Genomic DNA, 19,326 nt, shown 5'->3' with positions numbered 1-19,326 from the left:
CTGCGCGGCTAGGGCGCGCGCATGTCCGTAACACGTGAAGAAGTGGCGAAGATCGCCTCGCTCGCCCGGATCAAGATGGGCGACGCGGAACTCGAACGCATGGTGCCCGAATTGAACGGCATCCTCGCCTGGGTGGAACAGCTCGGTGAGGTCGACGTGTCCGGGGTCGAACCGATGACTGCGGTCATCCCCAACCACTTGCGCCTGCGCGATGATGTGGTCGATGCCGATCCCAAGACCGGCGGCGGTCGCCGCGACGACGTTCTGGCCAATGCACCGGCGGCCGAACATGGCTTCTTCGGCGTGCCCAAGGTGATCGAATAATGACCAGCCTGACCGAACTCGGCGTCAAGCCCATCCGTGACGGCGTGGCCGCCGGAACCTTTACCGCGCGCGAAGTGGCCGAAGCCTTCAACGCTGCCGTGGCCGAAGCCGCCGTGCTCAACGCCTTCATTGTCACCACCCCCGATCATGCGCTCGCCGCCGCCGATGCGGTCGATGCCAAGCGCGCCAGGGGCGAGGACCTGGGCAAGATGGGCGGCGTGCCGATCGGCATGAAGGACCTCTTCGCCACCCGCGGCGTCCAGACTACCGCCGCAAGCCATATCCTCGAAGGCTTCAAGCCCGAGTATGAGAGCACCGTTTCGCAGAACCTGTGGGATGCCGGCGCGGGCATGCTGGGCAAGCTCAACCTCGACCAGTTCGCCATGGGCAGCTCGAACGAGACCAGCTATTTCGGCAATGTCTCCTCGCCGTGGAAGAAGTCGGGCACCAATGCCGCGATGAGCCCGGGCGGTTCCTCGGGCGGTTCCTCTGCCGCAGTCGCCGCGCGCATCGCTCCGGCCGCAACCGGCACCGATACCGGCGGCTCGATCCGCCAGCCCGCCGCCTTCACCGGCATTTGCGGAATCAAGCCGACCTATGGCCGCTGTAGCCGCTGGGGCGTCGTCGCCTTCGCCTCCAGCCTCGACCAGGCCGGGCCGATGGCGCGCAGCGTCGAGGATTGCGCGATCATGCTCGAAGCCATGGCCGGCTTCGATCCCAAGGATTCCACCAGCCTCGACATGCCGGTGCCGAATTGGGAAGCCGATTTGTCGGCCGACTTGCGCGGCAAGAAGATCGGCATCCCGCGCGAATACCGCATGGAAGGGACCGACGCCGAAGTGCTGGCCAGCTGGGATCGCGGCATGGAATGGCTGCGCGACGCGGGGGCCGAGGTGGTCGATATCTCGCTGCCGCATACCAAGTATGCGCTGCCTGCCTATTACATCGTCGCGCCCGCCGAAGCTTCGAGCAATCTCGCGCGCTATGACGGCGTGCGCTACGGCCTGCGCGACCTGCCCGATGGGGCGGGTTTGCAGGACATGTATGCCGCCACCCGTGCCGCCGGTTTCGGCGATGAGGTCAAGCGCCGCATCCTGATGGGCACCTATGTGCTCAGCGCGGGCTTCTACGATGCCTATTACACGCAGGCACAGAAGGTTCGCGCGCTGGTGAGCCGCGACTATGCCGAGGCCTTCACCCAGTGCGACGTGATCCTCGCCCCGACCACGCCGACCGCCAGCTTCCCGCTGGGCGAGAAGACCGACGATCCGCTGGCGATGTACCTCAACGACGTCTTTTCCGTGCCTGCGAGCCTTGCCGGCCTGCCCGCGATGAGCGTCCCCGCCATGCTCAACGGAGACGGCCTGCCGCTCGGCCTGCAGATCGTCGGCAGGCCCTTCGACGAACAGGGCGTGCTGAACGCGGGTCTGGCGATCCAGCAGCGCGCCAACTTCAACGCTCAGCCGGAGAAATGGTGGTGAGCACTTACCGCATCCAGGGCGCAACGGGCGAATGGGAGGTCGTGATCGGCCTCGAAGTCCACGCGCAGGTCGTCTCGAATTCCAAGCTGTTCAGCGGTGCCGCCACCGCCTTCGGGGCGGAGCCGAACACGCAGGTCAGCCTCGTCGATGCGGCGATGCCGGGCATGCTGCCGGTGCCCAACCGCGAATGCATCCGCCAGGCGGTGCGCACCGGCATGGCGATCGAGGCGCAGATCAACAAATGGTCGCGTTTCGACCGCAAGAACTACTTCTATGCCGACCTGCCGCAGGGCTACCAGATCAGCCAGCTCTACCATCCGCTGGTGGGTGAGGGCAGCCTTATGATCGACGCCGACGAAAAGGCCGGGATCGCCGAAGACAAGGTGATCGGCATCGAGCGAATCCATGTGGAACAGGATGCGGGCAAGCTGATGCATGACCAGCATCCGACCATGTCCTATGTCGATCTCAACCGCAGCGGTGTGGCGCTGATGGAAATCGTGTCGAAGCCTGACATGCGTTCGCCGGCGGAGGCCGGGGCCTATGTCCGCAAGCTGCGCGCGATCCTGCGCTATGTCGGTTCGTGCGACGGCAATATGGAAGAAGGATCGATGCGCGCCGACGTCAATGTGTCGGTGCGTCGCCCGGGCGAGGAATTCGGCACGCGGACCGAGACGAAGAACGTCAACTCGGTTCGCTTCGTCATGCAGGTCATCGAATATGAGGCCAACCGCCAGGTCGATGTGATCGAGAATGGCGGTACGGTCGAACAGGAAACCCGCCTGTTCGATCCGGGTACGGGCACCACGCGGACGATGCGTTCGAAGGAAGACGCGCATGATTACCGCTACTTCCCCGATCCCGACCTGCTTCCGCTCGAGCTCGAAGACGCTTTCCTCGAGGAGTGCCGCGCCTCGTTGCCCGAACTGCCCGATGCCAAGCGCGCGCGCTATGTCGGGGACCTGGGCCTGAGCGAATACAATGCCCGCGAACTGACCGCCGAAGTCGAGACCTTTGCCCGCTTCGAAACGCTGCTCGCCGCTACTGCCAGGGGCATCGGCAAGCCCGAACGCGATGTCGCCACGCAGGTCGCCAACTGGGCGCTGTCGGTCGCACCCGGCGTGATCAACGCGCTGGGTGAAGAGGCCAATCCGGCCTTCGCCACCGCAGAAGCGCAGGCTGCGATCCTCGATATGCAGGCCAAGGGCGAAATCAGCGGCGGCCAGGCGAAGGAGATCTTCGAGATCGTCCTCAAGACCGGCCGGACCCCGGAAGAGATCGCCGAGACCGAGGGGCTTAAGCAGCTCAGCGACACCGGCGCGATCGAAAGCGTGATCGACGAAGTCCTCGCCGCCAACGCCGACAAGGTCGAGGAATACCGCAGCGGCAAGGACAAGCTGTTCGGCTTCTTCGTCGGCCAGACGATGAAGGCGCTGCAGGGCAAGGGCAACCCAGCTGTGGTCAACCAGATCCTCAAGGACAAGCTGGGATAATGACACTTGAATGCTTCTGTGGAGGCGTGCGGGTCACGACTAGCAGGAGGCCGGAATTCATCCATGCGTGCAACTGTGACCTTTGCCGCAAGTCTGGGGCGCGCTGGGGCTATTTCGAACCTGCTGAGGTGACGGTCACCGGGAGTAGCTCGAGCTATCGCCGTCACGACAAGGACGAACCGGCCGTCGAGGTTCATTTTTGCCCAAGTTGCGGCTCGACCACTCATTTCCGATTGACCGAGGCAGCGGTGGTCAAATTCGGGGACATCATGTTGGGCGTCAACATGGGTTTGGCCGAAGAGGCAGAACTGGCGGGAATTGAACTCCGCTTTCCCGATGGCAAGGCGTGGTCCGGAGAGGGTGAGTTCGGCTACATTCGCGAGAGTAGCATCCTCGGTTCCGACGGCTGAGCCGGCCGTGACTTCCATCGTCCTCGTCCAGCCTGAAATACCCGGCAATACCGGGGCGGTGGGGCGCACCTGCGTTGCGCTCGACATGGAACTGGTGCTGATCCATCCGCTGGGGTTCGAGATTTCGGACAAGCGGGTGAAGCGATCGGGTCTCGATTACTGGCCGCATATCCGGCTGGTCGAATTCGCCAGTTGGGATGCCTTCATCGCAGATCGGTCTCCGCGTGCCGACCAGCTGTTCCTGTTCGAGGAATATGCCCCGCGCAGCTTCTACGAACCCGACTATCCCGCGGACGCCTATCTCGTGTTTGGGCGCGAGACCAAGGGCATCCCGCCTGCGATCGTTGAGGCGCACCGCGAGCAAATGGTGAGCCTGCCGATGCGATCGGACAAGGTGCGCTCGCTCAACCTGGCCAATACGGTCGCCGCGGCGGCCTACCAGGCGGTGCGGACGCACCTTCCCCGCTAGGCCTGTCAGCCGCCTTCTACGAAAGCGTCGACGATCACATAGGTTTCCGGGCCAAACCGGATGGTGACCTCATCGCCGCTCCGGGTCGATGTGAAGGTCCACCCGGCCGAACCGTCGGACTGAGCGCTATCCGCTCCATAGGGTTCGGTTCCCTTGAAGAAGATCGCGCGTTTGAAGCCATCGGGTTTCTGCACTTCGACCAGCGTGGTGCCGTCTTCACCCCATTTGCGCTTCACCCCCGCATCGCAGCTCTGCGATGGCTTGGCGTTCTTGAAGCCGCAGCGGATCTGGGCGGTGGCATTGTAGTCGGTTCCGGGGACCAGCGCGTCTTCGCTGGGCGCATCGACGGGCAGGGTCATGCCGACATTGGCATTGCCCATCGGGATACTGACCAGGCGAACCCCGTCGATGTTCCCGATGACCGTGCCGCCGAGCGCTTCGGCGGCGGCTTCCGATGGGCAGCCCACAAGGGTGGCACTGTCGTCGAGGAAGTTGGACGTCGCTTCACTCTCGCCCAGCCGGCGGCACGCATCACCCGGGTTGGGATAACCGTCACCGAACGGGGCGAGGGCTTCGGGGATGACTGCCACGTCCTCCACCGGGGTTGAGGACGCCCCGGTATCATCCGAGGCCTGGCTTCCGCCGCAGGCGGAGAGGGCGAGCGCGGCGGCGCCCGCCATGATCATCGATCGCTGCATGATTGCTCTCCCTCGTATCAACGGCAGTTGGGATGCTGGCCGATATCGCGCAGGTCGTAGAGATGACCGTCAGCGATCGTCACCTGCACGCATTGGCGCGACGCAGAGCGCCACTGGATCGAATAGCGCGTATTGCCCGAAGTGAAGTTATCGACCTGGCTGAAGCCGCGCCGCTCGAGTTCATCCATACCGCCCGCCGCGCGCGCACCCTGGAGATCGTTGAAAGCAACGTGCTGGGCATAGCCGCCGCGGCCCGAATGATGCGAGAGGTTGGCATTGCGCTGGTCGACGCCCGCGGAATAGCCGCTCGAATAGGCGTCCGAACGATCGTAATTGTGGTAGGCCGCATTGTGCAGGCCGTCGTTATAACCACGTTCGTACTGCGCCTCGGCCTGATGGTCGGATGAATGCTGACCGTCGTCGTGATGGCTGCCCTTGTGGCTCAACAAGGCGCCTAGCAATGCCGCCCCTGCGACGACGCCGACCGCCGCTGCGGCATTACCGCCCTTGTGATGGCCGCAATCCTGGTCGCTGGCATCGGTGATCGTTTCGACCCGGCCATTGTAGACTTCGACCTGGACGCAGTCGTCATCGCGCTCGTTCCACCAATAGCTGTAGACGTAGCCCGACGACTTCTTGTTGGTCGAAACGTGGCTGAACCCGCGCGATTGCAGCGCTGATTCCGCATCCCGGCCATAGGAGCCGTTGATATCGATCAGCTGATCGGCCTTTTCCGCCAGGGCGGGGGTGGCAACGAGGGCGGCAGCGCCTGCCACGCCGACAAATTTCGAAAGTAACGTGGTCATCCTCACTCTCCCTGAGGAACGATTGCGATTGTCTCACTCGAGACGCGGACGCGACCACTGATTCTTGACGTCGATTTGGCCACAACCATCTCACGATGGCAAGGCCGTGCTTCTCTTGCGCATTGTGAATGGCGCAAGAAAAGGGCGCCGGAATCAAATCCCGACGCCCTTTTTTGTTGCTCGTTACTTGGCCGGATCAGGCCTTGCGCGTGCCCGTCAGCGGCATGTCGCCAAAGGCGCCGGCATTGACCTTGCCGGTCAGGCTGTCGCCGTCGATGGTGGCGGTGCAGGTCAGCGTCATCGGCATCGGCACCGTCATGTTCATCTTCCAGCTGATGGTGTTGCCATCGACCGACCCGTCGGCGATGTCCATCGCGCCCATGCCGCCGGCCATCGAGCCGGTGAAGCTGGTGCCATCGTCGCTGGGATTGACGGTCAGCGTGCCCTTCTGGTCGCCCATCGGGCTCTTGACGGTGGTCTCATAGGTACCGGCTACGGACATGGCATTTCCTCTCTTCGCTTGAGGTTGGATTGGTGACGCTTATTCCGCGTTGCTGACACTCGTGTCAACAGCGAGATAGGTGATCGGCAGGCCGAGTTTGGCGAGCTGCGCGTCGATCAGCTTGCGGTCCCCGACCACCACGATGGTGAGATTATCGGGGCCGAGATACTGCTTGGCCGCGGCGTCGATCGCATCCTTGGTAATCGCGCGATAGCGGTCGGGCAGGGTGGTGTAATAATCGTCAGGCCGACCAAGGCGATCATTCTCCTCGATCGCGCCGAGAACCTGGAAATTGGTCTCGAAGCGATTGGGCAGCCCGCGGATATTGCCGTCGGTCACACGATTGAATTCGGTGTCGTCGACCCCCTGCGCGCCATTGGCGAAATCGCGCGCGATATCGAGGATCAACTGGACCGAATCCGCGGTGCGGTCCGACTGGACCGCGGTGCTGATCGTGAACAGGCGCGGGCCGGCCGGGTCGTCCACCCCGCTGCGCGCGCCGTAGCTCCAGCCCTTTTCCTCGCGGATCACCATGTTGATACGGCTGAGGAAACCGTTGCCGAGCACTTCGTTGGCCAGATCGAGCGATTCAAGACCGGACGTGGGTCCGGTGATCGGCAGGACCCGACCGGCGTAGATCACCGATTGCGGCGAATTGGGCCGGTCGATCACCACCAACTTGGTCTGGGGCGCAGGAATCGCGCCGTCCAGGACCTTGGCAGGTGCTGCCTCGCCGGTGCCCTGCCAGTCGCCAAAGGCGCGCTCAAGCTGCGGCTTGAGCTCGCCCATGGTCACGTCGCCGACGACGAAGATCTTGGCGTTCTCGGGCCGGATCCATGCCTGGTGCTCGGCACGCAGCTTGGCCGGACCGATCGCTTCGACCACCGGTACCAGCCCGAGCGATCCGACCGAGCCATAGGGGTGGTTCTCGCCGAACACGAGCGGGCGCAGTGTGCGGCCGGCCAGGCCACCGGGCGATGAGAGCTGCTGGCCGATTTCGGCGAGCCGCTGGTCGCGCACCCGCTGTACCTCGGTTTCGGCGAAGGCCGGGTTGCGCACGATGTCGGCCATCAGCGCCAGGGATGGCGCCAGGTTGGAGGTGAGCGCATTCATCGACACCGAGCTGGTATCGAGCGAGCTGCCCGTGCCAATCTCTGCGCCGAGTCGCTCCTGCTCCTCGGCGATTTGGAGCGCGCTGCGGCTGGTTGTACCTTCCTCGAGCAGGTCCATCATCAGCGACTGTGTGCCGGCATTGGCCGCGCCGTCGGCGGCATAGCCTGCGTCGAATTCGACCGAGATGGCCACCTTGGGGATCGCCGTGCGGCGAGCGAGTGTGACTTCGATCCCGTTTTCTAGTTTGGCGCGCTCGACCGTCGGGAAGGTCAGCGGGCCGACCGGCTGCGGCGTCGGCAATTCGCGCGGCGGACCGGTGCGAGTGACCTCGATTGGTGCCTTGGCATCGGGCGGCGGCGCGGCAACGCTGCCCTCATCGCCCCAGCCACCCATGGTGGCGCCGCTTTCCACACGTTCGCCGGGTACGATGGCGAGGCGGTAGGCAGGGCGCGTCATCCAGCGACCCAGCGCCTCGGTCACCTGTGCGGGCTTCAGTGCGGCGACCTGCTCGAGCGTGGACTTGTAGAACGCGGGATCCTGCGAATAGAGCAGGCCTTCGGCCAGTGTTGCGCCCTTACCGCCGAAGCCGCCGACGCGTTCCAAGCCGTCGATCTCGCTCGACACCAGGCTGGTGGCGGCGCGGGTCAGCTCGTCTGCAGTGGGGCCCTTCGCCAGCATTTCGGCAATCACCTCGTCGAGGCGTTTCTCGGCTATCGCACGATCGATCCCGGGCTTGATGTCCATCTGTGCGACGAGCACCGAGACCTGCTCGGACTGCCAGTTGAAGGCGCTAACACTCGTGGCGAGCTGCTCGTCACGCACCAGCACATTGTCGAGCCGTGAACTGGCAAGGCCGCCGAGTACGCTCATCCCGATGCTCAAAGGAACCGCGTCGGCGTGATTGAGGCTCGGTCCGGTCCAGGCGCGATAGATGCGCGTCTGCGGGACCTGGTCGATCAATTCGCGGGTCTTTTCCGTGGCGAGCGTCACAGGAGCTGCCTGGACTGGGGTCACTTCGGGTCCGCGCGGGATCGCACCAAACCACCTTTCGACCATCGGCCGGGCGGTCGCGGCATCGATGTCGCCGGTCAGCGACAGCACCACATTGTTGGGCGCGTAATTGTCCGTGAACCACTTGCGTACGTCGGTAAGGCTCGCGGCATCGAGGTCGGCCATCGAACCGATGGTCGAATGACGATAGGGGTGCCCCACGGGGAAGAGCCCCTCCAGCAGGGCGTAGAAGGTCAGGCCATAGGGCTGGTTGTCGCCCTGGCGCTTCTCGTTCTGGACGACGCCGCGCTGCTTATCGAGCTTCTCCTGGCTGATCGCGCCAAGCAGATAGCCCATACGGTCGCTTTCCATCATCAGCGCCAGGTCGAGTGCACCGGTCGGCACAGTTTCGACGTAGTTGGTGCGGTCGAAGTTGGTCGAACCGTTGGTGCTGGTCGAACCGGCAGCCTCGAGCGGGATATCGAAGTTCTCGACGTTCTCGCTGCCGCCAAACATCAAGTGCTCGAACAGGTGGGCGAAGCCGGTGCGGCCGCGTGGTTCATGCTTGGAGCCGACCCGGTAATAGGTCGTGACGCCCACGATCGGCGCCTTGCGGTCGGTATGGACCAGCACGGTCAGGCCGTTTTCGAGTGTGAAACTCTCATAGGGAATATCGACCTTCTCGACGAGTTCGGAGAGCGTCGATGCCTCGGTGACAGGTGCGGGCTTTAGCGGTGTGTCAGCGTGGGCCGCCGATCCGGCGACAAGCGCGATTGCGGCAAGGCTGCTGAGGAGATGGGGACGCATCGAGGCTCCTGTTAGCGATTGGGTCGGTGTGTGACGGTGGTGCGGGACTTCGCGTTGGCGAGCACGTCTTCGCGCCAGAAATGGACCGGCTTCAAGCGATGCTGGACGAACAGCGCCGCCTGATCGGTGTAATGCGGGGAATTGGGCCGTGTGGTAGCCGCGCCGAAGGGCTGGATCGACTGCGAGCTGACCCGCTTGCCCGGGAGCCATTCGATGAACTGGATGAAGCTGTCGCCGTGCTTGACCGCCAGGCGACCATCGTCTGCGACGTCCCAGGTGGTCGAAGCCCGCAGCGTGTCCGATCCGCCGTCGAGTGGCAGGTCGACCTGGCCGAGCCGGAGGCGCAGCAACTCGCCCGCCGGCGGATCGATGCGCCCGAAGTGCGCCTTAAGGTGGTCGACTGCCCAAGCCAGCTTCTCCCGCACATTGGGGAGCGGCTTGTTCTGGTATTCGGCCGACATGAAATCCTTGATCATCAACAGCGCCAGCGCATCGCCCGGTCCCTTGCTGTCGGCGTCGAAATCCCAGTCGATCAACAGCTGGCGTGCTTTGCCAAGCTCGCTCTTGGGGTCGAGCTGCAGTGTTTCCAGTTCGGCCCAGAGATCGGCAACATAGCCTTCGCGTGCGTAGCCAGTGTCATACTTGATCCGCTTCAGTGTCGGCAGGTCGATCACCGCAGCTTCGCTCATCAGCTTCCACGCGCGGTGCGAACGATTGGTCTGCTTGAGTTCGACCCCCATTTCCGGCGGCACGCTGCCGGGTGACAGGTCGCTGCCCGGCCCCGCGGCGGTAAAGGGGGTGTTGTTCGAGTTGTAGAGCCATCCGCTTGCGGGATTGATGTAGCGCGGGAGCGCCTCGTAAGCGACGGGGCCCTTCCAGATCGCCTTTGCATCGTCGCCGGGCAAGATGCCCCGCCAATCATATCCCTTGGGCCGATCGGGGATCGCCGCATTGTAGACATAGGCGATATTGCCCTTGGCATCGCCGTAGATGAAGTTGGTGGACGGGATGTCCATCCGCGCAAGGATGGCCTGCCATTCATCGAGGCTCTTGGCCTTGTTGAGCCGGTAATAGGCGTCGAGCTGGCCGATATTGTCGATCCCGCCATAGCGGATCGCGAAGGTGCCCCGCTCGTTCCGGATCACCGGACCGTGTACGCTGCGATAGACCTTGCGCGGGATCGGAAGCACTAGCGGGCCGAGCTTTACCGGCAGGGTGACGATGTTTTCCTCGAGCGCTAACCACTTGTCCCCCATGCGGTATTTGGTGCCGCTATCGTCCATCACCAGCTGGTAGACGTCGGCCATGTCGGGACGGTTGACCGTATTGGTCCAGCCGAGGTCCTCATTGTGGCCGAGGAAGGGGTAGGGGCTGCCCGGGAAGTTCGCGCCGGCATAGTGCCAGCCCTCACCGCTCTCGACGACGAGTTCGTACCAGGCAACGCCGCCGCGCCACGGTTGGTGGCTGTTCGATACCAGGCGGGTGGCGCCATCGCCCGATTTCTGCGGGGCGATCGCGAAGGCGTTCGAGCCGGACAGCGCCCCGTCTTCACCCCAAGGTAGCGGGTAGGCGCGGGCCTGCTTGCCCTTGGGGGTTGGCGGGCCGAACTCTGGCAGGAGATCCGTGCCCGTCACCAAGGGTTCGATGACATTGTTGAGGCCGAAGAAGAACGGCTGGCGCAATGCGAAACCCGCGGCGATGTCGGTCCCGTCGACGGGGAACAGGTTGGCGAGGGCGACCTCGTCAGGATGGTCCTTGGCATAGTCGTTGAGGCCAGTCGCATAGGCTTCGAACAGCGCCCGCGTATCTTCGGGCAGTTTGGGATAGTGGCGTTCTGCCGTGCCGCGTGCATCGAGCAGGTGGTAGACATAGTCCACCGCCGCACCGTCCTGTCCGGCGATCGCGCCATAGCGACCGCGGGCCATGGCGACGACGTCCTGGAGTGTCGCGAAATCATCCTGTGCGTGCGCCACAGCCACGCCGTAGGCGACATCGGCGTCGGTCTTGCCGTAGATATGCGGGACGCCGAAATCGTCGCGCACGATTTCGGCGGAATAGGAGCGGTCCGACAGGCGGACATCGTCTCGTTCGGCCCAGAACGGTTCCCACGTAGCCAGCACTATGAAGCCGGCGATCAAAATCACCACCAGCGCAAATCCGATGCGCCCTAACCATTTCCGCATGTAGGCAAGTCCTCTCTTGCAACCGACCTAGCGGGAATCGCACGGGGCGGGAAGCAGCTCTTTCGGTTGGGTAAAACCGTCGCCGGCCTATTTCGTTAACGGGATTCGACCCGCTAGCTCCACACACGTGACAGCCCGCATCACCATCGGCAACGACGCGTCCGGCAAGCCGGTCGAGTTCGATATCGAGGAGCTCCTCGCGACCCGCCTGCTCGTCCAGGGCAATTCGGGCAGCGGCAAGTCGCACCTGCTGCGCCGCCTGCTTGAAGAGAGCGCGCGGATGGTCCAGCAGGTGGTGATCGACCCAGAAGGCGATTTCGTCACCCTGGCCGAACCCTTCGGGCATATCGTGATCGACGGCGCGGCTTATTCGCCCGCCGAGATCGAGGCACTGGCGCGCCGTATCCGCGAACACCGGGCAAGCGTGGTGCTGGCGCTGGAAGGACTCGAGGTCGAACAGCAGATCCGCTGCGCCGCGCAGTTCCTGACCGCACTGTTCGATGCCCCGCGCGAGCACTGGTTCCCCGCGCTCGTGGTGGTCGACGAAGCGCAGATGTTCGCGCCCGCGGTCGCGGGGGAGATCGCCGAGGACACGCGGCGCATGACGTTGTCGGCGATGACCAATCTGATGTGTCGCGGGCGCAAGCGCGGGCTGGCGGGGATCGTCGCAACGCAGCGGCTGGCGAAGCTGGCCAAGAACGTCGCGGCTGAAGCCTCGAACTTCCTCATGGGGCGTACCTTCCTCGATATCGACATGGTCCGCGCGGCCGACCTGCTCGGCATGGAGCGGCGGCAAGCGGAACGCATCCGCGAGCTCGAGCGCGGGCACTTCCTCGCGCTGGGTCCGGCAATTACGCGGTTGCCTGTCGCGGTGAAGATCGGGCCTGTCCAATCGGGCCTCAAGGCGCGCGCCGAAGGGCTGATGGCGATGCCCGAAACCGCGCCCGCCGACATGGAGGCGCTGCTCACCCGCGACCTCGCGAGCGAGGTCGCCAAGGCGCCGCCGCCCGCGCCACCTCCGCCGCGCTGGGAGGATGTCGAGGATTCGATCGCCCAGGCAGAAGAGCGCCAGGTCGAGGCGCCGCGCGCGCCCGTCGACACCTCCGCCGTGGCCCAACAGATCGACACGATCATCTCCACGCTGGCTGCGGAGGAAGGCATCGCCTTCCAGTCGGCCAGCACGCAGTACCAGACCTTTCTCTCGCGCTGCCGGCGTGAACGGATAATCGGGCCGATGCCCGACATGGGCAGCTTCCGCCGTCGCTTCGCCATGGCGGGTGCCGGCCTCGACTTGCTCGACGAAGATCTGCGTGAGCGGATCATGCAGCTCGCACGCGGGGTAGAAGACGACCTACTCGCGCCTTTCCTGGTACTGGCCAAGACTGCGAGCGCGGGCGAGGCGGATGTCGACGAGGACGAGCTGGGGCGTGCCTATGGCAGCAGTTCGCCGGGGCGTATCCGTCGCCTGCTCGACCATCTCGAACGCCAGGGGCTGATCGTCGTGCGCGAGGATTTCGGCGGTGGCCGCTCGGTCTTGGTGCCGGGGCTCGAAAGCTCAGCGACTCCCGCCGAATAGTTGCCGCCCGGCGAGGTCGAGCATGATCTCCTCGCTCCCGCCACCGATCGCATTGACGCGTACCTCGCGATAGATTCGTTCGACCTTGCTACCGGTGATGTAGCTCGCCCCGCCGAGCACCTGCGCCGCTTCGCGCGCGACGGCTTCGAGCATGCGCGTGGCCTGCACCTTGAGCATGGCGAAATCGGCCGGGCGATCGCGTCCCTCGCGCACCTGCCAGGCGCAGAGGTCCACCCAGGCCTGCGTTGCCTCGATCTGGCGCTCCATATCGGCCAGCTTGATGCGGATCGACTGGTGTCCGACCAGCGGCTTGCCGAAAGTTTCGCGCTGCTGCGCCCATTCCGCGGCTTCGGCCATCGCCACGCGGGCATAGGCGCAGCAGCCCATGGCCATGCCCAGCCGTTCGCCGTTGAAATTACGCATGATCCCGATGAAGCCGCCATTCTCGGGCCCGATCAGGTTCTCTGCGGGCACTCGCACGTCGGAGAAGTGGATCGCCGCGGTGTCCGAACAGCGCCAGCCCATCTTGTCGAGCCGGGTGCGTTCGACGCCTTCGCTCGCCATGTCGATCAGCAGCAGCGAGATGCCGCCCGCCCCGGGGCCGCCGGTGCGCACCGCGCAGGTAAGCCAATCGGCGCGCATGCCGCTGGTAATGAACATCTTGCCGCCGTTGACGACGTAATGGTCGCCTTCGCGCCGTGCCGTGGTCTTGAGGTTGGCGACGTCTGAACCGCCGCCAGCCTCGGTGATGCCGAGCGCGATGATCTTCTCGCCCGCGAGTACCGGCGGGGCGACGCGTTGTTTCAATTCGTCGGAGCCGAGCGCAAGGACCGGAGGCAGGCCGATGCCATGGGTCATCAGCGAGGCGCCGACACCGCCGGCGCCGCAGGACGCGAGTTCCTCGGTCACCACCAGCGAGTGGAAGATGTCGAAGCCTTCCTCGTGCCCGCCATATTGCTCGGGATAGCGCAGGCCCAGGATGCCCGCTTCGGCCGCCTTGCGGTGCAACTCGCGCGGCAATTCGCCTTCCGCCTCCCACCGGTCCACGTAGGGCGCAATTTCGCGCTCGACGAAACGGCGGACGCTGGCGGACAGCGCCTCGTGGCTTTCGTCGTAGAAGGGAGAGCGGGCGCGCCAGTCGTCGAATGCGGTCATGCCGCATCCTTGTGCGACACGGCAGGACAGTCAATCTCCGCGATTGGATGAAGGGCGGGGGCGCTGGCCCGAAGGTGCGCCCCCGCCGATCATGGTGCGGCGATCAGTTCTTGACTGTCAGCGTGGCAAACACCGCGCGCGGGGCAGCTGTCTGCAGCGTCTGGTTGTCACCACGGTTGCCGAAGCCATTGGTCCCGATCGTGCCGATATAGCGTTCGTTGAACAGGTTCGTCGCGTTGAGACGCAGTTCGAAGTGATCGTCGAAACGATAGCCGAGCGCAGCATCGACGGTCACCCGCCCGCCGACCGACTGGTCGTTCTCATAGGTGAAGTAGCGCTTGGATTGATAATCCATGCCCAGATTGCCGAAGAAACCCACAGTGTCGAAGTTCACTTCGGCGTGGAGGATGTGCTTCGGGCTGTCGACCACCGTCTTGCCACGGGTCGCCGCATAGAGCGTTGAGTCGGCGTTGAGAACGTCGTTGCGATAGGTCGAATCGTTGTAGGCGTAGCTGGCGTAGAAGCCGACGATGTCGTTCAGCTTCACGTCTGCCGCCGCTTCGATGCCGATCGAGCGCACCGAACCGACATTGCGCAGGATAGCCGGGTTGCCGACGATCCCCGCGCCATTGGCGAAGGCGATGATGCGGTTGTCGAAGTCGACGTAATAACCGGCGAGCACTGCGTTCACGATCGGCGTGTTGTAGCGTACGCCAATCTCATAGGTGTTCGAGGTTTCCGGCCGAAGCCCGTCTGCCTGGAGCGAATCGAAGCCGGCCTGGCTGGTCGCGAAGGGACCGGCGGTGGTGGCGCTGGCGAAGGCGCGGGTGACCTGCGTGAAGCCGGCGAAGATTTCCGCCTGACCCAGATCATAGGTTACGCCTGCGTGCGGCTGGAACCAGTCCTCGACTGCGAAAGAGCCCACGGCGCGACCTCCAGAGATCACCGGATCGGCATTGTTTTCGACGCGGAAGCCCTTCCAGCCCAGGTTCAGCTTGAGCGCATCGAGCTGGATCGAGTCCTCGACATGGTACTGGTAGGTCTTGGTGTTGAAGTCGAATTCCCACTGGGTGAAGAACGGATCGCTCTGGAATTCCAGGAAGCTGCGGCCCGGTTCGGTGCGGCTGGTCAGCGCGTAGAAGCGCCGCGCCTGGTGGAAATCATTGTTCTCGTACCACAGGCCCAGGGTCAGGTCGGTGCCTGCGACCGGAAGCGACGCGGTACCGAGCACGCCCGTGCGCTCGATGTCGTATTCGGTGGTACGGATCGAATAGGGCGATCCACCGGTCGGGCTCGGCACATAGGGCGTGCCCCACAATCCCTGGCCTTCATTGGTGTGATAGTAGCCGGTCAAGGCCAGCTTCGCCTGCCCGGCGTCGCCGTGCAGGCGCAGGTAGGCGAGGTGATCTCGACGCAGGCCCGCGGCGTCGAGATAGGCATCGTCGGGCGAGGTATAGGGGGCAGGGTAGGTAGTCCCGGCCGCCGGATTTTGCGGTGTCGCGCCGGTATAGCCCGTGTTGGCCCCGACATCGGCGACAAGGTTGGCCAGTTCCAGCCGTTCGTAGCTGAGATTGTCGGCGAAGTAGCCAAGGCGGTCGATCTGCTCGAGGCTGAAGTCCTGGTAATCCTGCTCGGCACGGTCGGAATAGCTGTACCAGCCGTCGATCGCGAAGCTGCCGACAGGGATAGTCAGCTTGGCGTTGACCATGTGCTGGCGCTGCTCGCCGTAACCCTTCCATTTGTCGGTCTGGTAGTAGCCATAGCTGACATAGCCCGACGCGCCGCCCGGCGTGCCATAGTTCAGGCGCAGGAAACCGCGATAGGTATCAAACCGGCCATAGGTCGCATCACCCAGTACGGCGAGGCGCCCTTCCGGATCCTGCGAGCTCGTCTCCACCGTGCCGCCCAGGTTGTTGGTGGACGCGACCCCGATGTTCCCTGCGCCTTGTGTGACTGCGATCGAACCGATGTTCTCCTGCGAAATCACTCGGCTGATGTGCAGACCGTTGTGATTGCCGTAGCTGGCATCGCCCAGCGGCACGCCGTCGAAGGTGTAGCCCAGCTGGTTCTGGTTGAAGCCGCGGATCGAGATGCGCTGCGACCATTCGTAGTTGCCGAATGGATCCGACGACTGGAAGTTCACGCCGGGAAGTCGCGCGATCGCCTTGAGCGGGCTGATCGCCGGGGTCGAAATGGCGATCCGTTCTTCGTCCAGCGTGCCGGTCTGGCGGGTCTGACCCTTGCCGAAAACGATGATCTGGTTTTCGTCGCTGGCGGCGGCTTCGCCGGAGTCCGCGATTTCGCTTTCGGTGGCGTGGACTGCCTGGAACGGGACCAGGGCGGTCCCTGCAAGCAGGCACAGGAGCGTGGAGCGCATCATGATTGTTTCCCTCATTGTGATGGCGAAGCGCATCGAACGGGGGAAGGAGCGACGTCGTGCTGCGCCGCATGCATTCCCGTTCGAACGGTTCCACCGCGCCACTAGAGGTGCTTGGTGACCGATCGGGTTCAGTGCGATGACGGCTTGGAGAATCTCGCGCGGCAGTTTGGAGACAGCGCGGGCAGGGTGGAGAATTATCGGCAATTCCCTCTCGCCAATTCTCACCCGACTCCTATATTCCACTAATACACCTCGCAAAATTTGGCGGGGAGGGCTTGTGTTGCATTATCGCCACACCATATCCGGGCGGTAATTCAGGTTTGGGGTGTTTGCATGAATCTCGAAAAGTTCACCGACCGCGCCAAGGGTTTCCTCCAGAGCGCGCAGACCGTTGCGATCCGCATGAATCACCAGCGGATATCGCCGGCCCATATCCTCAAAGCGCTGTTGGAAGACAGCGAGGGCATGGCTGCACAGCTGATCCAGCGTGCGGGCGGCAATGCCGGGATTGCGGTCAACGACGTCGACATGGCGCTGGGCAAGATACCCGCGGTTTCAGGCGGTGGTGCGCAACAGACCCCCGGCCTCGATAATGACGCCGTCCGCGTGCTCGACCAGGCCGAACAGCTCGCGCAGAAGGCGGGTGACAGCTTCGTCCCCGTCCAGCGCCTGTTGCAGGCGCTCGCGCTTTCGGGCGGCGATGCAGGCAAGGCCCTGCAATCGGCCAATGTTGATGCAAAGGCGCTGGAAACGGCGATCCAGGAGGCAACCGGCGGGCGCACCGCCGACAGCGCCGGTGCCGAAAACGCCTATGACGCGATGAAGAAATATGCTCGCGACCTGACTCAGGCCGCGCGTGACGGCAAGCTCGACCCGGTCATCGGCCGCGACGAGGAAATCCGCCGTACGGTGCAGATTCTCGCCCGCCGCACCAAGAACAACCCCGCGCTGATTGGCGAACCCGGCACCGGCAAGACCGCGATTGCCGAAGGCCTCGCGCTGCGCATCGCCAATGGCGACGTGCCCGATAGCCTCAAGGGCCGCACGCTGATGGCGCTCGACATGGGCTCGCTGATTGCGGGCGCAAAGTATCGCGGCGAATTCGAGGAGCGGCTCAAGGCCGTGCTCGACGAGGTCAAGGGCGCCGAAGGCCAGATCATCCTGTTCATCGACGAGATGCACACGCTGATCGGTGCGGGCGCCAGCGAAGGCAGCATGGATGCCTCGAACCTGCTCAAGCCGGCGCTGTCGCGCGGCGAATTGCACTGCATCGGCGCGACCACGCTCGACGAATACCAGAAGTATGTCGAGAAGGATCCCGCGCTGCAGCGGCGGTTCCAGGCCGTTTTCATCGGCGAGCCCAGCGTCGAGGATACGATCAGCATCCTGCGCGGGATCAAGGACAAGTACGAACTGCACCACGGCGTGCGCATCACCGATGGCGCAATCGTCGCGGCGGCGCAGCTGTCCAACCGCTATATCCAGAACCGCTTCCTGCCCGACAAGGCGATCGACCTGATGGACGAGGCGGCTTCGCGCATCCGCATGGAGGTGGAGAGCAAGCCCGAGGAGATCGAGAAGCTCGATCGCCGGATCATCCAGCTCAAGATCGAGGAACAGGCGCTGCAGAAGGAGAGCGATGACGCGTCGAAGGACCGTCTCGAGGCCCTGCGTAAGGAGCTTGCCGATCTCGAGCAGCAGTCGAGCGAGCTGACCACCCGCTGGCAGAACGAGCGCGACAAGATCCACGCCGAGGCGCGGATCAAGGAAGAGCTCGACCAGGCGCGGCTGGAGCTCGAACAGGCGCAGCGCACCGGCGATCTCGCCAAGGCGGGCGAGCTGCAATACGGCAGGATTCCCGAGCTCGAGAAGAAACTCAACGAAGCTGCCGGCCAGACCGAGAACGCGCTGCTGCGCGAGGAAGTGACCGAGGATGACATCGCCGGTGTCGTCAGCCGCTGGACCGGCATCCCGGTCGACAAGATGCTCGAGGGCGAACGCGAGAAGCTGCTGCAGATGGAGGAGATCCTCGGCAAGCGGGTGATCGGCCAGGCGCAAGCGATCGATGCGGTATCCAAGGCCGTGCGCCGCGCGCGTGCGGGCCTGCAGGATCCCAATCGCCCGCTCGGCTCGTTCCTCTTCCTCGGCCCGACCGGTGTCGGCAAGACCGAACTGACCAAGGCGCTGGCTGGCTTCCTGTTCGACGACGACCAGGCGATGGTCCGCATCGACATGAGCGAGTTCATGGAGAAGCACGCGGTCGCCCGCCTGATCGGCGCGCCTCCGGGCTATGTTGGATATGAAGAGGGCGGGGTCCTAACCGAAGCCGTCCGCCGCCGTCCCTACCAGGTCGTGCTGTTCGATGAGGTCGAGAAAGCGCATGCGGATGTATTTAATGTACTTCTGCAGGTGCTCGACGACGGTCGCCTGACCGACGGGCAGGGCCGCGTGGTCGACTTCACCAATACGCTGATCATCCTGACGTCGAACCTCGGCAGCCAGTACCTGGCCAATCTCGAGGATGGGCAGGGCGTTGAGAGCGTTGAGACGCAAGTGATGGATGTGGTGCGCGGGCATTTCCGCCCCGAGTTCCTCAACCGGCTCGACGAGATCATCCTGTTCCACCGCCTCGGCCAGGAACACATGGCACCGATCGTCGATATCCAGGTCAATCGCGTGCAGAAGCTGCTCAAGGATCGCAAGATCGTGCTCGACCTTACGGAGGGTGCAAAGAAATGGCTCGGCCGGGTGGGTTACGACCCCGTCTACGGCGCGCGACCGCTCAAGCGGGCGGTGCAGCGCTACCTGCAGGACCCGCTGGCAGACAAGATCCTGCGCGGCGAGGTGCCCGATGGATCGACCGTGCATATCGACGAAGGCGACGGTGCGTTGGCGATGAAGGTGGGTTGAAGGCTGGACGGATCGCTGGTCCGCTAAAC

At 64.1% G+C, this 19,326-nt stretch carries 14 protein-coding genes; 7 read left to right on the top strand and 7 right to left on the bottom strand.

Annotation, left to right across the window (positions count from 1 at the left end; translation table 11 throughout):
* Positions 1–21: 21 nt before the first annotated feature.
* Genes gatC through HQR01_RS01795 form a run of 5 tightly spaced genes read left to right on the top strand, consistent with a single transcriptional unit; the run spans position 22 to position 4,177 of the window.
* The gene (gene gatC / locus HQR01_RS01815) at positions 22–324 is read left to right on the top strand and encodes an Asp-tRNA(Asn)/Glu-tRNA(Gln) amidotransferase subunit GatC (RefSeq protein WP_173212093.1); all 303 of its coding nucleotides are present in this window, start codon (positions 22–24) and stop codon (positions 322–324) included.
* On the top strand, positions 324–1,805 hold the full coding sequence (gene gatA / locus HQR01_RS01810) for an Asp-tRNA(Asn)/Glu-tRNA(Gln) amidotransferase subunit GatA (protein ID WP_173212092.1): 1,482 nt from the start codon (positions 324–326) through the stop codon (positions 1,803–1,805). The genes gatC and gatA overlap by 1 nt, the downstream gene beginning before the upstream one ends.
* Entirely contained in the window at positions 1,796–3,298 is a 1,503-nt protein-coding gene (gene gatB / locus HQR01_RS01805; RefSeq protein WP_173212091.1) for an Asp-tRNA(Asn)/Glu-tRNA(Gln) amidotransferase subunit GatB, read from the top strand. The genes gatA and gatB overlap by 10 nt, the downstream gene beginning before the upstream one ends.
* Positions 3,298–3,708 (top strand): GFA family protein, encoded by a 411-nt coding sequence (locus HQR01_RS15305; protein ID WP_267905498.1) that lies wholly within the window; start codon positions 3,298–3,300, stop codon positions 3,706–3,708. The genes gatB and HQR01_RS15305 overlap by 1 nt, the downstream gene beginning before the upstream one ends.
* A gap of 7 nt (positions 3,709–3,715) precedes the next feature.
* Positions 3,716–4,177, top strand: a complete 462-nt coding sequence (locus HQR01_RS01795; RefSeq protein WP_199800348.1) for a tRNA (cytidine(34)-2'-O)-methyltransferase — start codon at positions 3,716–3,718, stop codon at positions 4,175–4,177.
* Between the two features lie 5 nt (positions 4,178–4,182).
* Here HQR01_RS01795 and HQR01_RS01790 read toward each other — a convergent pair whose 3' ends face one another.
* The 5 genes from HQR01_RS01790 to HQR01_RS01770 all read right to left on the bottom strand — a co-directional run bounded on the left by HQR01_RS01790 (position 4,183) and on the right by HQR01_RS01770 (position 11,276).
* On the bottom strand, positions 4,183–4,875 hold the full coding sequence (locus HQR01_RS01790; protein WP_173212089.1) for a hypothetical protein: 693 nt from the start codon (positions 4,873–4,875) through the stop codon (positions 4,183–4,185).
* A gap of 17 nt (positions 4,876–4,892) precedes the next feature.
* On the bottom strand, positions 4,893–5,681 hold the full coding sequence (locus tag HQR01_RS01785; protein ID WP_173212088.1) for a hypothetical protein: 789 nt from the start codon (positions 5,679–5,681) through the stop codon (positions 4,893–4,895).
* A 196-nt stretch (positions 5,682–5,877) separates the two neighbouring features.
* On the bottom strand, positions 5,878–6,183 hold the full coding sequence (locus HQR01_RS01780) for a hypothetical protein (protein ID WP_173212087.1): 306 nt from the start codon (positions 6,181–6,183) through the stop codon (positions 5,878–5,880).
* 39 nt (positions 6,184–6,222) lie between these two features.
* A complete protein-coding gene (locus tag HQR01_RS01775) occupies positions 6,223–9,093 on the bottom strand; it encodes a M16 family metallopeptidase (protein WP_173212086.1) in 2,871 nt (956 codons plus the stop codon).
* Between the two features lie 11 nt (positions 9,094–9,104).
* Complete coding sequence (locus HQR01_RS01770; RefSeq protein ID WP_173212085.1) at positions 9,105–11,276, bottom strand: acylase; 2,172 nt, start codon at positions 11,274–11,276, stop codon at positions 9,105–9,107.
* Positions 11,277–11,403: 127 nt separating this feature from the next.
* On the opposite strand from HQR01_RS01770, the gene HQR01_RS01765 reads away from it, so the two are divergent.
* A complete protein-coding gene (locus HQR01_RS01765) occupies positions 11,404–12,852 on the top strand; it encodes an ATP-binding protein (protein ID WP_173212084.1) in 1,449 nt (482 codons plus the stop codon).
* Here HQR01_RS01765 and HQR01_RS01760 read toward each other — a convergent pair.
* Together HQR01_RS01760 and HQR01_RS01755 are read right to left on the bottom strand one after the other, a co-directional pair.
* Positions 12,832–14,007, bottom strand: coding sequence for an acyl-CoA dehydrogenase family protein (locus HQR01_RS01760; RefSeq protein WP_173212083.1), 1,176 nt, complete (start codon positions 14,005–14,007; stop codon positions 12,832–12,834). The genes HQR01_RS01765 and HQR01_RS01760 overlap by 21 nt on opposite strands.
* 103 nt (positions 14,008–14,110) lie before the next feature.
* Positions 14,111–16,384 carry a TonB-dependent receptor gene (locus HQR01_RS01755; protein WP_173216051.1) on the bottom strand — a complete coding sequence of 758 codons (2,274 nt, stop codon included), beginning with the start codon at positions 16,382–16,384 and terminating at the stop codon, positions 14,111–14,113.
* Positions 16,385–16,720: 336 nt separating this feature from the next.
* Between HQR01_RS01755 and clpB the strand changes: the two genes are divergently transcribed.
* Complete coding sequence (clpB, locus tag HQR01_RS01750; RefSeq protein WP_173212082.1) at positions 16,721–19,297, top strand: ATP-dependent chaperone ClpB; 2,577 nt, start codon at positions 16,721–16,723, stop codon at positions 19,295–19,297.
* The last annotated feature ends 29 nt before the right edge of the window (positions 19,298–19,326 follow it).

Origin of the sequence: Erythrobacter mangrovi (assembly GCF_013260645.1) — a bacterium.
Taxonomy (GTDB): domain Bacteria; phylum Pseudomonadota; class Alphaproteobacteria; order Sphingomonadales; family Sphingomonadaceae; genus Qipengyuania; species Qipengyuania mangrovi.
The sequence above is the reverse complement of the archived record's forward strand: the minus strand, read 5'-3'. Positions and strand labels throughout refer to the sequence as shown.